A 13239-nucleotide genomic window follows, 5' to 3' on the forward strand; every position below is an offset into this window, starting at 1 on the left:
AGCATATTGTCTACTATGTGTAGACACAGCATAGATGAGCCTTTCAGCCAGGGTCAAGGCTGCTGGCGGGGTCCAGGAACCGGGCAGAAAACGAAGGAATGAAGTGCCACTTCGGTGTCAAGTGCTCTGCACTGCGGCGGCGTTGGAAAATAGAATAAAAAGTCGTTATCAGTGGCGTGATCTGACATTTGCATGACGGTGCCAGAAGGTTCTCGCGCGCAAAAAGCGAGCTGCCCGGAGTTAAACTTTTTATCCAATAAATGCGCCAATATGTCGTATCAACAACATCCGCATGTCGTCGCCTGGAAAGTTTGATACTCGCGCTGTTAATACCTGTCCATAACGTGTCATTTATTGCCTGTTCACGACATCCTTATGATCAACCCGTCAGGCACGCGTGCCGGTTTGCCTACTGTGACAAGCGCTGCACGACGCAGGCGAATGCCTGGATGTGCGGTATGGTTACCCGGTAAGCAAAACCTGATTTGCGGAGACCCACATGTTTCGTGTTTTTGAACGCTGGCTCGACCCCTTCCCCCCTGACGAAGTGCCGCCACCCCCGGTGGGCCTGCTGCGCTTCATGTGGGCCTGCACCCGGGGCGCTCGCGGCTACATCCTTGCCCTTGCATTGCTCAGTGCCGGGGTGTCGGTTTACGAAGCCTGGCTGTTTGCCTTCCTCGGCCAGGTGGTCGACCTGCTCTCGAACTGGCAGGCCGGGGGCGCCGTAGGTGCTGAGGAACGCCGTGTGCTGTGGGGCATCGGAATCGTCCTGGTGGCCAGTATCGGGCTGGTGGCATTGCGTACCATGGTTCAGCACCAAGTGCTGGCGATCAACTTGCCGCTGCGGTTGCGCTGGGACTTTCACCGGCTGATGCTGCGCCAGAGCTTGTCGTTCTTCTCTGACGAGTTTTCGGGCCGGGTCACCACCAAGGTGATGCAGACAGCCTTGGCGGTACGCGAGGTGCTGTTCACCGTCATCGAAATACTGCCCGGCATCGGCGTGTACTTCATTGCAATCATCGCCCTGGCGGGTGGTTTTGCCCTGAAGCTGATGCTGCCGTTCATTGCCTGGCTGGCGCTGTTCGGGCTGGCCATGCTGTACTTCGTGCCACGCCTGGGCAAGGTCGGGCAGGAACAGGCCAACGCGCGGTCGTCGATGACCGGGCGGGTTTCCGATGCCTACACCAACATCACGACGGTAAAGCTGTTCTCGCACTCCAGGCGCGAAGCGCACTTCGCCCGCGCGGCCATGGAGGACTTCAAGCAGACCGGCTTTCGCCAGATGCGCCTGGTCAGCCAGTTCGAAATCGTCAACCAGGCGCTGGTGGTGGGCTTGATCTTCGGCGCCGGCGGCTACGCACTGTGGCTGTGGCACCAAGGCCAGGTCGGCACCGGTGCCGTCGCGGCAATCACCGCCATGGCCCTGCGTATCAACGGGATGTCGCACTGGATCATGTGGCAGATGACCTCGTTGTTCGAGAGCATCGGCACCGTGCAGGACGGCATGGCTACCCTCACCCGCGGCCCCAAGGTGCAGGATGCAAACGATGCAGGCGAACTGGTGACTCAGGGCGGCGCAGTAACGTTCGACAAGGTCAGCTTCAACTACAACGGCGAGCGCCAGGTGCTGAACGACCTGAGCCTGCACATTCGCCCAGGCGAAAAGGTCGGGCTGGTCGGCCGCTCTGGCGCAGGCAAATCCACCTTGATCAACCTGCTGCTGCGCTTCTATGACGTGGACAGCGGCGTCATACGCATTGATGGGCAGGACGTCGCCAAGGTCACCCAGGACAGCCTGCGCAGCGCCATCGGCATGGTCACACAGGACACCTCGCTGTTGCACCGTTCGATTCGCGACAACATCGCCTATGGCCGCCCGGACGCCACCGAGGCGCAGATACGCGCTGCTGCTGCCAATGCTCAAGCCGACGGGTTCATCAGCCAGCTCAGTGACCGCCAGGGCCGCAGCGGCTACGACACCTTGGTGGGCGAACGCGGTATCAAGTTGTCCGGCGGCCAGCGCCAGCGCATCGCCATTGCCCGGGTGATGCTGAAGAACGCGCCGATCCTGCTGCTGGACGAAGCCACCAGCGCGCTGGACTCGGAGGTGGAAGTTGCCATTCAGGAAAGCCTGGATGAAATGATGCAAGGCAAGACCGTCATCGCCATCGCCCACCGGCTGTCGACGATCGCGGCCATGGACCGGCTGATCGTGATGGATGAAGGCCGCATCATCGAGCAAGGTACCCACGCTGAGTTGCTGGCGAAACAGGGCACCTATGCCCGGCTGTGGCAACACCAGAGCGGCGGGTTCCTGGGTGAGGACCAAGGTGTGGCCGAGGCGGTGGAATAGGCCTTAGCCAAACACATGCGAGGGGCGGCGCAGCACCGGGTCGAACGGGTTGACCCGTTCGCCGATCGCCGCCGCCTCACGCTTGAGCAAAGCCACCACAGTCGGCATGCGGTTAGGCCCAAGGCGGTCACTGATGGTCGCCACGCTCAGCGCAGCCACAGCGTGGCCGTTGCGGTCGAGAATCGGCACAGCCAGGCCGGCCATGCCGTCTAGCACGCCGGTATTGCGCCCGGCATAACCCAGGCTGCGCACATTGTCGATTTCGGCACGCAGCAGCACTTCGTCGTAATGGTGAAAGTCCTTCAGCCGCGGCAGGTTGTAACGGATTACCTCGTCACGTTCTTCCTCAGGCAGGAAAGCCAGAATGGCCAGGCTGCCCTGCCCCACGCCCAAGGCCACACGGCCGCCGATGTCGCCGGTAAAGGTGCGGATCGGGTAAGGCCCTTCGCTGCGGTCCAGGCACACGGCGTCAAACCCCGAACGCGCCAGCAGAAACAGCGAATCCCCCAGCGAAGCCGACAGCCGCAGCAGGCTGGGGCGCACCACATCGCGCAAATTGCCGGCCTGCCCGGCCTTGGCCGCCAGGGCAAAGAAATCCAGGCTCAGGCGGTAGCGCTTGCTGGTCGCACACTGGTCTACCATGCCCTCTTCGATCAGGCTGCGCAGTAACCGGTGTGTGGTGGGCTGTGCCAGGCCAACCCGCTGGGCCAGCTGGCTGACCTTCTCGCCCTCGCCACCGCAGTCGCCCAACGCACGCAACACGGCGAACAAACGGGACACGGCACTGACACCCACTTCCCTGGCTTGCTCATTTCGTTTATCGGAATCCATTTTTCGCTAAACCCTCTCAAATTTCATTGAGTGGAATAATTTCAAAATATCTGTCACTCAGTGAAATTACCCTTTGTCGCCATCCTAATCATTGCCCTACTCTCCGGTCCATAGGGCGATATCACAACATCGGCCGCCGCCACAGAAGCGAGCGCCAACGTCCGTAAAAGCATTGCTTTTCGCCGCTGGCGCTCTGCCCACCCTGAAACTGCCGGTTTACCCCGGTTCCGTTTGCGATGGAGCACAGCCATGACCTTTCTGTTGATCGACAAACTCTGCAAGCGCTATGGCGCCACGGAGGCCGTGGCCAGTTCGTCACTGGCCATCGAAAAAGGCGAGTTTGTCTCCCTGCTCGGCCCTTCCGGCTGCGGCAAGACCACCACCCTGCAGATGATTGCCGGCTTCGTCGAGGTCACCAGTGGCCGCATCGTGCTCGATGGCCGCGACATCACCCACGCCAAACCGGCCAGCCGCGGCCTGGGCGTGGTGTTCCAGAGCTACGCGCTGTTCCCACACATGACCGTGCGCGACAACGTTGCCTTTGGCCTGCGCATGCGCAAGGTGGCCAATGCCGACATCGCCCGCCGCGTCGACCAGGCGCTGGCGCTGGTGCGCCTGGACAAGCACGCCGACCGCTACCCCCGGGAACTGTCCGGCGGCCAGCGCCAGCGTGTGGCACTGGCCCGCGCGCTGGTGATCGAACCGCCCGTGCTGCTGCTGGACGAGCCGCTGTCCAACCTGGACGCGCACCTGCGTGAAGAAATGCAGTTCGAGATCTGCCGTATCCAGCATGAAATCGGCATTACCACGTTGATGGTCACCCACGACCAGGCCGAAGCCTTGTCGATCAGCGACCGGGTGGTGGTGATGGAAGCCGGGCGCATCACCCAGGTCGATGACCCTTACCGCCTCTACGAACACCCGGGCACGCCGTTCATTTCCGACTTTGTCGGCAAGGCCAACCGCCTGCGTGGCGTCACCGGCCCCGGCGGCCAACCGCAGGCGGCGGCCCAGGGGCCGCTGACCCTCAGCCTGCGCCCGGAAAAAATCAGCCTCGGCCCGGCGGGCAGCGGCAAACTGGCAGGGCGCATCAGCTGCCGCTACTTCCTCGGCAGCCAGTGGCTGTACCGCGTTGATACTGCCCTGGGCAACCTGGCCGTGGTCCGCGCCAACGATGGCAGCGCGCCGCTGGACGAAGGTGCGCCGGTCGGCCTGGACTGGAACGATGCCCTGCTGCGGGTACTGAACGCGGCCGAGGTGGCGGCATGAGTACGGCAAAACTGCGCAACAACGCCTGGGGCTACGGCCTGAGCAGCCCGGCCCTGCTGTTGTTCCTGGCCTTGCTGGTGATACCGCTGGGGTTGACCGTGCTGCTGTCGTTCAACGCGTTCGACTACACCAGCGGCATCCAGGCCGGCCAGTACACCCTCAGCCATTACCTGAGCCTGGTGACCGACACCTATTACTACGAGATTTTCTTCCGCACCTTCTGGATCAGCGCCCTGGTCACCTTGCTGTGCGTGCTGATCGGCATCCCCGAGGCCATGGTGCTTAGCCGCATGGGCGCGCCGTGGCGCTCGATCTTCCTGATCCTGGTGCTGACCCCGCTGCTGATTTCGGTGGTGGTGCGCGCCTTCGGCTGGAGCCTGCTGCTGGGCTCTGACGGCTTGATCAACCAAGGCATCAGCGCCCTCGGCGGGCAGCCGGTCAAGCTGCTGTACACCCCGTTTGCGGTGATCATCGGCCTGGTCCACGTGATGCTGCCGTTCATGATCATCCCGGTATGGACCTCGTTGCAGAAGCTCGACCCGGCCGCCGAGCAGGCTGCACTGTCGCTGGGCGCCAGCCAGTGGACGGTGTTCCGTCGCATCGTGCTGCCACAAATCATGCCCGGCGTGCTGTCGGGCACGCTGATCGTGTTCGGCCTGGCGGCCAGCTCGTTCGCCATCCCCGGCCTTCTGGGCGGGCGCCGATTGAAGATGGTCGCCACCATGATCTACGACCAGTACCTGGCCGAACTGAACTGGCCGATGGGGGCCACCCTCGCGGTCGCCCTGCTGCTGATCAACCTGCTGGTGATGCTCAGCTGGAACCGGCTGGTGGAACGCCGCTACAAACGCGCACTTGGAGTTTGAACCCATGACCCGTAACGGCCCGCTGGCCCTGTCTTTTCACACCCTGGTGATGCTGTTCATGCTCGCCCCGCTGGTGGTGGTGTGCCTGGTGGCATTCACCCCGGAAAACACCCTGAGCCTGCCCACCGCCGGCTTCTCGCTGCGCTGGTTCAGCGCCGTATTCGAGCGCGCCGACTTCCTTGACGCGTTCTACAACAGCCTGAAACTCGCCGCCCTGGCGGCCTCGCTGGCCACCTTGATCGCCGTGCCCGCAGGCCTGGCGCTGACCCGCTACAGCTTCCCGGGCCAGGGCTTTGTCAACGGCCTGCTGCTGTCACCCATCATCATCCCGCACCTGGTGCTGGGTGTGGCCCTGCTGCGGCTGTTCGCCTTGCTTGGGGTCAATGGCAGCTTCGCCTGGCTGGTGTTCGCCCATGTGGTGGTGATCACCCCCTACGTGCTGCGCCTGGTGCTGGCTGCCGCCATTGGCATCGACCGCAGCGCCGAGCAGGCCGCACAGAGCCTGGGCGCGGGCCGGGTCACGCTGTTCTGCAAAGTGACGCTGCCAATGATCTTGCCGGGGGTGGCCGGTGGCTGGCTGCTGGCGTTCATCAACAGCTTCGACGAAGTCACGCTGTCGATCTTCGTCACCTCGCCCGCCACCCAGACCCTGCCCGTGCGCATGTACGTGTACGCCACCGAATCGATCGACCCGATGATGGCCGCCGTTTCGGCGCTGGTGATCGCCGTCACCGCCCTGACCATGGTCGCCCTGGACCGGGTATACGGCCTGGACCGCGTACTGGTGGGCAAGCAATGACAAGGAATGCCCCTATGCCCCTGTTCAAGCGCGTGGCCGAGCACGACCGCGAGCCGCTGCCCTTTTTGCTCGACGGCCAGCCAGCCCAGGGCATGAACGGCGACACCCTGCTGACCGCCATTCTGACCAACGCCACGCACCTGCGCGGCAGCGACTTCAACGCCGAGCCGCGCGCCGGTTTCTGCCTGATGGGCGCCTGCCAGGACTGTTGGGTACGCCTGCAGGATGGGCGCCGGGTGCGCGCCTGCTCGACCTTTCTGGAAGCCGGCCAGTGCATCACCCGCGACCCGGGGCGCCGGCCATGACTGCAATCGTGATCATCGGTGCCGGCCCCGCCGGCATCCGCGCCGCGCAAACCCTGGTGGCCCATGGCGTGCGCCCGGTGCTGCTGGACGAAGCCAGCCGCGGTGGTGGGCAGATCTACCGCCAGCAGCCGGCCAACTTTCGCCGGTCGGCCAACGCGTTATACGGCTTCGAGGCCGCCAAGGCACAAGCCGTGCACACCACCCTTGAGCAACTGCGCGGGCAACTCGACTACCGCCCGGATACCTTGGTGTGGAACGCCGAGCAGCAGGTGCTGGACACCTTGCAGCAGGGTGAGTTGGCCGACCGCCTGGCGTTCGACCGGGTGATTGTCGCCACCGGCGCCACCGATCGCGTGTTGCCGATCCCCGGCTGGACCTTGCCTGGGGTCTATACCCTGGGCGCTGCACAGATTGCCCTGAAGTTCCAGGGCTGCGCCATCGGCGAGCGGGTGGTGCTGGCAGGCAGTGGGCCGCTGTTGTACCTGGTGGCCTATCAGTACGCCAAAGCCGGCGCCACGGTCAGCGCAGTGCTCGACACCTCGCCGTTCAGCGCCCAGGTACGTGCCCTGCCACGCCTGCTGCTGCAGCCGGGGACCTTTGCCAAGGGCCTTTACTACCGCGCCTGGCTTGCCCGCAAAGGCGTACCGGTGCACCAGGGCGTAACCCTGCTCGGCATTGACGGTGAACAACGCGCCAGCGGCGTTCGCTGGTCACTCAACGGCCAGCAGCATCAACTGCCCTGCGACGCTGTGGCCTTCGCCCACGCCCTGCGCAGCGAAACCCAGCTGGCCGACCTGCTGGGCTGCGAGTTTGCCTGGAACGCCCTCAACCGCGCCTGGCTACCGGTACGTGACCCCCAGGGCCGCGCCAGCTGCCCCGGCGTGTACCTGGCCGGCGACGGTGCCGGCATCCTGGGTGCCGATGGTGCGGAAATGACCGGCGAACTGGCAGCCCTGACGCTGCTGGCCGACCTCGGCAAGCCTGGCAACCCGCAACGCCAGCGACAGCTGGAAAAGCGCCTGGCCACGTTGCAGCGCTTTCGCCAGGGCCTGGAGCAAGCCTTCCCGGTCCCCGAACAATGGGCCAGCCAAGCCTCGGACCTGTTGACCGTGTGCCGTTGCGAGCAGGTCAGCGCCGGAGAAATCCGCGCTACCGTGCGCGCCGGGCACTGGGAAATCAACCGGGTCAAGGCCATGTGCCGGGTCGGCATGGGCCGCTGCCAAGGCCGTGTGTGCGGCGCCGCTGCCGCCGAGCTGATCGCCTGCGAAAGCGGTCGGCCCATTGATCAGGTCGGGCGTTTGCGCGGCCAGGCACCCGTCAAACCGCTGCCCTTTGGTCTGGAGATAAAGCCATGAGGCTGCTTGAAATGGACGCCATCATCGTCGGTGGCGGCATCGTCGGCAGCAGCGCTGCCTTGACCCTGGCCCGTGCTGGCCAACAAGTGGCGCTGCTGGAGCGCGACTTCTGCGGCTCGCATTCCAGCGGGGTGAACTATGGCGGCGTGCGCCGTCAGGGACGCTCGCTGGCCCAGCTGCCGTTGTCGATGCGCGCCCATGCCATCTGGGGGCAGCTGCGCGAATGGATCGGTATCGACGGCGAGTATGCCCGCAGCGGGCACCTGAAGCTGGCCCGCAGCGAAACCGATTTCGATGCCCTGAGGGCCTATGCACGCCGTACCCAGGCCTTTGACCTGCGCCTGCAACTGCTGGAGCGCCGTGAACTGCGCCAGCGCTTCCCCTGGGTGGGCGACATCGCCGTCGGTGCCTCGTATTGCCCCGAGGATGGCCACGCCAACCCTCGCCTTGTATCGCCGGCGTTCGCCGAGGCGGCCCGGCACAGCGGGGCCGAGGTGCACGAGCAGTGCAATGTGCTTGATGTAGACCACGACGGCCAGCGCTTCAGCGTACTCACCAGCAACGGCCAGTGCTTCAAGGCACCCTGGCTGTTGAACTGCGCCGGCGCCTGGTCGGCGCAGCTGGCCGAACAGTTCGGCGAACCGGTGCCACTCACCGCCGCCCACCCGGCCATGCTGGTCACCGAGCCGCTGCCGCTGTTCATGACCGCCAGCACCGGGGTCGAAGGCGGCGGTATCTACGCCCGCCAGGTAGCGCGCGGCAACTGCGTGCTCGGCGGCGGCCGCGGCTTTGCCCTGACCCCGACCACCGCACGCCCGGGCCAGGCCGCCGTGCTCGACATATTGCGCAACGCCACCGAACTGTACCCGGCCCTGGCCGGCGCCCAGGCCATCCGCACCTGGAGCGGCACCGAAGGCTACCTGCCCGACGACGAACCGGTGCTTGGCCCCAGCCTGCACCAACCCGGCCTGCTGCACGGCTTCGGCTTTGCCGGCGCGGGTTTCCAGATTGGCCCGGCGGCGGGTGAAGCACTGGCGCAATGCATCCTGCAGGGCGCACCCGCCATCAGCCTCGCGGCCTTTTCCATCCACCGTTTTCAGCCCAACCACCACCACAAGGAAAACCTGTCATGACGCACAAGCAACGTTTGCTCGCCCTGTTCTGCACCGTGCCCGGCCTGTTCGCCTGCCTGCCCGCCATGGCCCAACCCACGCTGTACCTGGGCATGAACGGCGGCACCATGGAACGGCTGTTCAGCGACAACATCCTGCCCCGGTTCGAGAAGGCCAACGATGTAAAGGTGGTGATCGTGCCCGGTACGTCGGCCGACATCCTGGCCAAGGTCCAGGCTACGCCGAACAAGCCGTCGATCCATGTGATGGTGCTGGATGACGGCATCATGTACCGCGCCATTGGCATGGGGCTGTGCAGCACGCTCAAGCCCAACCCGACCCTGGCCCAGCTGCCGGAAAAGGCCCTGATCAAGGACAAAGCCGCCGCCGTCAGCCTGGGGGTAACCGGGCTGGCCTACAACAGCCGCCTGTTCAAGGAAAAGGGCTGGGCCGCACCCACCTCGTGGAATGACCTGGCCGACCCGCGCTTCAAAGACAAGGTGGTGTTCCAGTCGATGGCCTCGTCCACTTTCGGCCTGCACGGTTTCCTGATGTACAACCGCCTGCACGGCGGCACCGATACCGACGTCAACCCGGGCTTCGCGGCCTGGAAGCAGAACGTTGGCCCGAACGTGCTGGAGTACATCCCCAACTCGGCCAAGCTTTCGGAAATGGTGCAAACCGACGAAGCCGCGCTGTTCCCGCTCACCCCCACCCAGGTGACGGCACTGAAGCTCAAAGGCATCCCGGTGGAGTACGCAGCGCCCAAGGAAGGCGCCGTGGTGCTCAACCAGGCCGAATGCGTCACCGCCAACAACGACCAGCCGGAGCTTGCGCAAAAGCTCGCCGAATTCCTGCTGAGCCCCGAAGCGCAGGCACCGGCTCTGGAGCTGGGTGACCAGATCCCGTCCAACCCCAACACCCCGACCAGCGACAAGACCCGCGGCCAGGTCGAGGCCATGCAGACCTACCTGCAAACGGCCGTGACCATCGACTGGGACCAGGTCAACACCCAACGTCCGGAATGGAACGCCCGCTGGAATCGCCAGATCGAGCGATAGGCCGAGGCCACCTGGCCCGCTGCCGGTACCTCAGGTGCCGGTCGGCGGGCGCACCACCCGCTTGAGCCCTCTGTAAACGTACGAATGCTCTGCCCTGCACAGGCGCGGACAGGGCTTCTGCACGCCTGCAAAACGGCTCAGGCCCCCCTTGCATCACGCTGCCACCTAACTAGAACAAGCAAACGGAGCATGAAATGAGCATCAACACACTCGGCGTCACCGCCCTTTTGCTGGCGTCTGCCAGCCCCTTGCTGCAGGCCAGCGAACAGTCCGAATCGGCAGGGTTCATCGAAGGCAGCAAGCTGTCTGTCAAGGCACGCAACATGTACATGCAGCGTGACAACCGCGCCAGCGGCGCACGGCAAAACTACGGCGAGGAATGGGCCCAAGGATTTATCGGTACCTTTCAGTCCGGCTTCACCCAAGGCACCGTCGGCGTTGGCATCGACCTGATCGGCCAGTACGCCTTCAAGCTCGACACGGGTGACGGCCGCACGGGGGGCGGTACGGGCTTGCTGGAGCAGGACAGCCATGGCGCCAAGCAAGACATGAGCAAAGCCGGCGCAGTGCTGAAAATGCGCGCGTCCAACACCGTGCTCAAATACGGCACGCAGGTCATGGCAGTGCCTGTGCTGGCCACCTCCGACAGCCGCCTGCTGCCGGAAACCGTCGACGGTTTCTCGCTCACCAGCAAGGAAATCCGCAATCTGCAGTTGGACGCGGGGCACTTCACCGGCCTGACCAACCGCAACCAGTCATCCCGAGACAGCGGGCACATGACCGCCGTGGACTACCTGGGCGGGGTGTACACGTTCAATGAGCGGCTCTCCAGCAGCCTGTACTACGCCAAAACTGCCGAGCACTTTCGCAAGTACTACGTGAACACCCGCTACCTGTTGCCGCTGGGTACCGGCCAGTCGCTGAAGTTCGACTTCAACGCCTACGACACGCAAAGCATCGGCCAGGCCCGCAGTGGCGACCTGGACAACCGCATCTGGAGCCTGGGCGGTACCTGGACGCTGGGTGCTCATGCCTTCACCCTGGCCTACCAGAAGGTGTCCGGCACCGGCGACTACGTGTACGGGCCAGACGGCAACGCGGTCTACAACTTTGCCAACTCGGTGCAGTATTCGGACTTCGACTACGAGAACGAAAAGTCCTGGCAGGCCCGCTACGACCTGAACATGGCCGCTTATGGCGTACCGGGGCTGAGCTTCATGACCCGCTATGTGAAAGGCACCGACTTCAAGAGCGGCACCGGCGGTGACCTGAATGGCAATGCCTGGGAGCGTGACGTTGAAGTGCGCTATGTGGTGCAGGCCGGCGTAGCCAAGGACCTGTCGTTCCGGGTGCGGCAGGCCAGCTACCGTAGCTCGGAGCGTGGCGGCCAGATTGATGAAGTGCGGGTGATTACCGAGTACCCGCTCAATATTTTCTAAGGGCATGTACCGCCCGCTCCTAAAGGGTTGTGCAAGCACGGCACCCTGCACGATACCTGTGGGAGCGGGCTTGCCCGCGAAGAAGGCAACGCAATTCCCCAGCCATGCCGCCTCAAGCCATCACTGGCTGCAACAACGCCTGCGCCTCATACAGCGTCGGCAGATACCGCAACCGAATTTCATCCACGCTCAGGCGCGAAGCATGGGTCGTAATGGTGAGCGTTGCTTTCAGCTGCCCGGCCCGATCCAGCAGCGGTACCCCCAACACACGCATACCCACCTCGTATTCCTGGTCGACCATGCAGAAGCCTTGCGTTTTCACCCGCAGCAACTCCGCCTCCAGCAGCCCACGGTCAGTCTGTGTGTAAGGCGTCAGTGCCCGCAGCGGGTTGCGTGCAAAGTAGTCATCCCACTCGTTTTCATCCAGCCAGGCCAGCCATATCCGTCCCCCCGCCGTGCAATACATCGGCACCCGCGAGCCTGGCCTGATCGACAGCGACGCCACATGGCTGTAGCGGCTGCGCACCAGGTGGATGATCTCGTCGCCATCGCGGGTGCCCACTGATACATGCTCCTGGGTCTGCCGCGCCACCTGCTCGACAATCGGCCGCAGCATGCGCGGCAATTGTGCCGAGTCGACATACGCCTGGCCAAGGCGTAACGCCTTGGGCGTCAGCCAGTACTCGCGGCTGTCGGTTTCGGCAAAACCCTCATGCACCAAAGTGAGTAAAAAGCGCCGGGCAGCGCTGGGCGTAAGGCCAGACAGCCTGGCTGCCTGCGGCACGCTCAGCCGTGGCTGCTCGGCGCTGAACAGTTGCATCAGGGCCAGGCCTTTCTGCAAGCCGGCAATCAGGTCACGGGGGTGAATGGCGGGAGTGTTCATGCCTTCAACTCGCTAGCAGGGAGAAAAACAGCCGATTATCGCGATAACCGAAACATGGCTGCGATTATCGCACTAAACCACCGATCAGCGCATTGTTGCCCACGCCCCGCTGCTTCACGCTGACCGCCATAACAACGCCAATAAGGAGGTCAGCATGATTCGTGGTTCCACTGAACTGGTCGCCATCGTCGGTTCGCCCATCGCCCAGGTGAAGTCCCCGGAAAACTTCAACACCTGGTTCACCCACAACAATTGCAACCTCGCCATGCTGCCCATCGACCTGCACCAGGCGGCGCTGGACAGCTTTGCCGACACCCTGCGCGGCTGGCAAAACCTGCGCGGCTGCGTGGTCACCGTGCCGTACAAGCAGGCCCTGGCCAACCGCCTGGACAGCCTGAGCGAACGCGCGGCGGCACTGGGATCGGTCAATGTGATACGCCGCGAGCGCGACGGGCGCTTGCTGGGCGACAACGTGGACGGCGCCGGCTTCCTGGGCGCTGCGCACAAGCATGGCTTCATACCGACGGGCAAGCGGGCATTGGTGATCGGTTGCGGCGGTGTTGGCAGCGCCATCGCCTATGCGCTGGGCGAGGCAGGTATTGCCGGCATTACCCTCAGCGACCCCAGCACAGCGCGCATGGGGGCGGTGTGCGAACTACTCGGCAATGCCTTCCCTGCGCTTACGGTCAGCACGCAGTTCAGTGGGCTGGAAGACTTCGACCTGGTGGCCAACGCCTCTCCGGTCGGCATGGGCACAAGCGCAGAGCTGCCGCTGCGCGCCGCCCTACTGGCTACCCTGCAACCCGACACCCTGGTGGCCGACGTGGTCACGTCGCCCGAGATCACCCCACTGCTGAACCGCGCAAGGCAAGTTGGCTGCCCGATCCAGACAGGGCCGGAAATGGCCTACGCCCAACTCGGCCACCTTGGCGCCTTCATGGGCGTGACGCCGCTGGAGATCTGAAG

12 protein-coding genes are annotated in these 13239 nt (G+C 64.2%); 10 read left to right on the forward strand and 2 right to left on the reverse strand.

The window, feature by feature from the left end; all coding sequences use genetic code 11:
- The first annotated feature begins 499 nt into the window (after positions 1–499).
- A complete protein-coding gene (locus ACF8MI_RS04935; protein ID WP_104835002.1) occupies positions 500–2353 on the forward strand; it encodes an ABC transporter ATP-binding protein in 1854 nt (617 codons plus the stop codon).
- Between the two features lie 3 nt (positions 2354–2356).
- Here the strand turns inward: ACF8MI_RS04935 and ACF8MI_RS04940 are convergent, their stop codons facing one another.
- Complete coding sequence (locus tag ACF8MI_RS04940; RefSeq protein WP_025753220.1) at positions 2357–3184, reverse strand: IclR family transcriptional regulator; 828 nt, start codon at positions 3182–3184, stop codon at positions 2357–2359.
- Between the two features lie 249 nt (positions 3185–3433).
- On the opposite strand from ACF8MI_RS04940, the gene ACF8MI_RS04945 reads away from it, so the two are divergent.
- The 8 genes from ACF8MI_RS04945 (at position 3434) to ACF8MI_RS04980 (ending at position 11390) form a co-directional block, all read left to right on the forward strand.
- Positions 3434–4453 (forward strand): ABC transporter ATP-binding protein, encoded by a 1020-nt coding sequence (locus tag ACF8MI_RS04945; protein ID WP_060499210.1) that lies wholly within the window; start codon positions 3434–3436, stop codon positions 4451–4453.
- On the forward strand, positions 4450–5319 hold the full coding sequence (locus tag ACF8MI_RS04950; protein ID WP_060499211.1) for an ABC transporter permease: 870 nt from the start codon (positions 4450–4452) through the stop codon (positions 5317–5319). The genes ACF8MI_RS04945 and ACF8MI_RS04950 overlap by 4 nt, the downstream gene beginning before the upstream one ends.
- Positions 5320–5323: 4 nt before the next feature.
- The gene (locus ACF8MI_RS04955) at positions 5324–6118 is read left to right on the forward strand and encodes an ABC transporter permease (RefSeq protein WP_104835004.1); all 795 of its coding nucleotides are present in this window, start codon (positions 5324–5326) and stop codon (positions 6116–6118) included.
- A gap of 14 nt (positions 6119–6132) precedes the next feature.
- Positions 6133–6423 (forward strand): (2Fe-2S)-binding protein, encoded by a 291-nt coding sequence (locus ACF8MI_RS04960; RefSeq protein ID WP_060499212.1) that lies wholly within the window; start codon positions 6133–6135, stop codon positions 6421–6423.
- Complete coding sequence (locus tag ACF8MI_RS04965) at positions 6420–7778, forward strand: NAD(P)/FAD-dependent oxidoreductase (protein ID WP_104835005.1); 1359 nt, start codon at positions 6420–6422, stop codon at positions 7776–7778. The genes ACF8MI_RS04960 and ACF8MI_RS04965 overlap by 4 nt, the downstream gene beginning before the upstream one ends.
- Positions 7775–8911: an FAD-binding oxidoreductase gene (locus tag ACF8MI_RS04970; protein ID WP_104835007.1), complete on the forward strand. Its 1137-nt coding sequence runs from the start codon at positions 7775–7777 to the stop codon at positions 8909–8911. The genes ACF8MI_RS04965 and ACF8MI_RS04970 overlap by 4 nt, the downstream gene beginning before the upstream one ends.
- On the forward strand, positions 8908–9951 hold the full coding sequence (locus ACF8MI_RS04975) for a polyamine ABC transporter substrate-binding protein (RefSeq protein WP_019099336.1): 1044 nt from the start codon (positions 8908–8910) through the stop codon (positions 9949–9951). Before ACF8MI_RS04970 ends, ACF8MI_RS04975 begins: the two co-directional genes overlap by 4 nt.
- A 194-nt stretch (positions 9952–10145) precedes the next feature.
- Entirely contained in the window at positions 10146–11390 is a 1245-nt protein-coding gene (locus ACF8MI_RS04980) for an OprD family porin (protein ID WP_104835009.1), read from the forward strand.
- A gap of 112 nt (positions 11391–11502) precedes the next feature.
- Here ACF8MI_RS04980 and ACF8MI_RS04985 read toward each other — a convergent pair whose 3' ends face one another.
- Complete coding sequence (locus ACF8MI_RS04985) at positions 11503–12273, reverse strand: IclR family transcriptional regulator (protein ID WP_104835010.1); 771 nt, start codon at positions 12271–12273, stop codon at positions 11503–11505.
- Between the two features lie 154 nt (positions 12274–12427).
- On the opposite strand from ACF8MI_RS04985, the gene ACF8MI_RS04990 reads away from it, so the two are divergent.
- A complete protein-coding gene (locus ACF8MI_RS04990) occupies positions 12428–13237 on the forward strand; it encodes a shikimate dehydrogenase (RefSeq protein WP_104835012.1) in 810 nt (269 codons plus the stop codon).
- Positions 13238–13239: the final 2 nt, after the last annotated feature.

The sequence above is a fragment of the Pseudomonas sp. yb_9 genome (assembly GCF_043103635.1).
Classification (GTDB): Bacteria; Pseudomonadota; Gammaproteobacteria; order Pseudomonadales; family Pseudomonadaceae; genus Aquipseudomonas; species Aquipseudomonas monteilii.

Excerpts from the sequence above, each read along its gene's own strand:
- ACF8MI_RS04935 (WP_104835002.1), top strand. The coding sequence starts at position 500 with ATGTTTCGTGTTTTTGAACGCTGGCTCGACCCCTTCCCCCCTGACGAA.
- ACF8MI_RS04940 (WP_025753220.1), bottom strand. The coding sequence starts at position 3,184 with ATGGATTCCGATAAACGAAATGAGCAAGCCAGGGAAGTGGGTGTCAGT.
- ACF8MI_RS04945 (WP_060499210.1), top strand. The coding sequence starts at position 3,434 with ATGACCTTTCTGTTGATCGACAAACTCTGCAAGCGCTATGGCGCCACG.
- ACF8MI_RS04950 (WP_060499211.1), top strand. The coding sequence starts at position 4,450 with ATGAGTACGGCAAAACTGCGCAACAACGCCTGGGGCTACGGCCTGAGC.
- ACF8MI_RS04955 (WP_104835004.1), top strand. The coding sequence starts at position 5,324 with ATGACCCGTAACGGCCCGCTGGCCCTGTCTTTTCACACCCTGGTGATG.
- ACF8MI_RS04960 (WP_060499212.1), top strand. The coding sequence starts at position 6,133 with ATGCCCCTGTTCAAGCGCGTGGCCGAGCACGACCGCGAGCCGCTGCCC.
- ACF8MI_RS04965 (WP_104835005.1), top strand. The coding sequence starts at position 6,420 with ATGACTGCAATCGTGATCATCGGTGCCGGCCCCGCCGGCATCCGCGCC.
- ACF8MI_RS04970 (WP_104835007.1), top strand. The coding sequence starts at position 7,775 with ATGAGGCTGCTTGAAATGGACGCCATCATCGTCGGTGGCGGCATCGTC.
- ACF8MI_RS04975 (WP_019099336.1), top strand. The coding sequence starts at position 8,908 with ATGACGCACAAGCAACGTTTGCTCGCCCTGTTCTGCACCGTGCCCGGC.
- ACF8MI_RS04980 (WP_104835009.1), top strand. The coding sequence starts at position 10,146 with ATGAGCATCAACACACTCGGCGTCACCGCCCTTTTGCTGGCGTCTGCC.
- ACF8MI_RS04985 (WP_104835010.1), bottom strand. The coding sequence starts at position 12,273 with ATGAACACTCCCGCCATTCACCCCCGTGACCTGATTGCCGGCTTGCAG.
- ACF8MI_RS04990 (WP_104835012.1), top strand. The coding sequence starts at position 12,428 with ATGATTCGTGGTTCCACTGAACTGGTCGCCATCGTCGGTTCGCCCATC.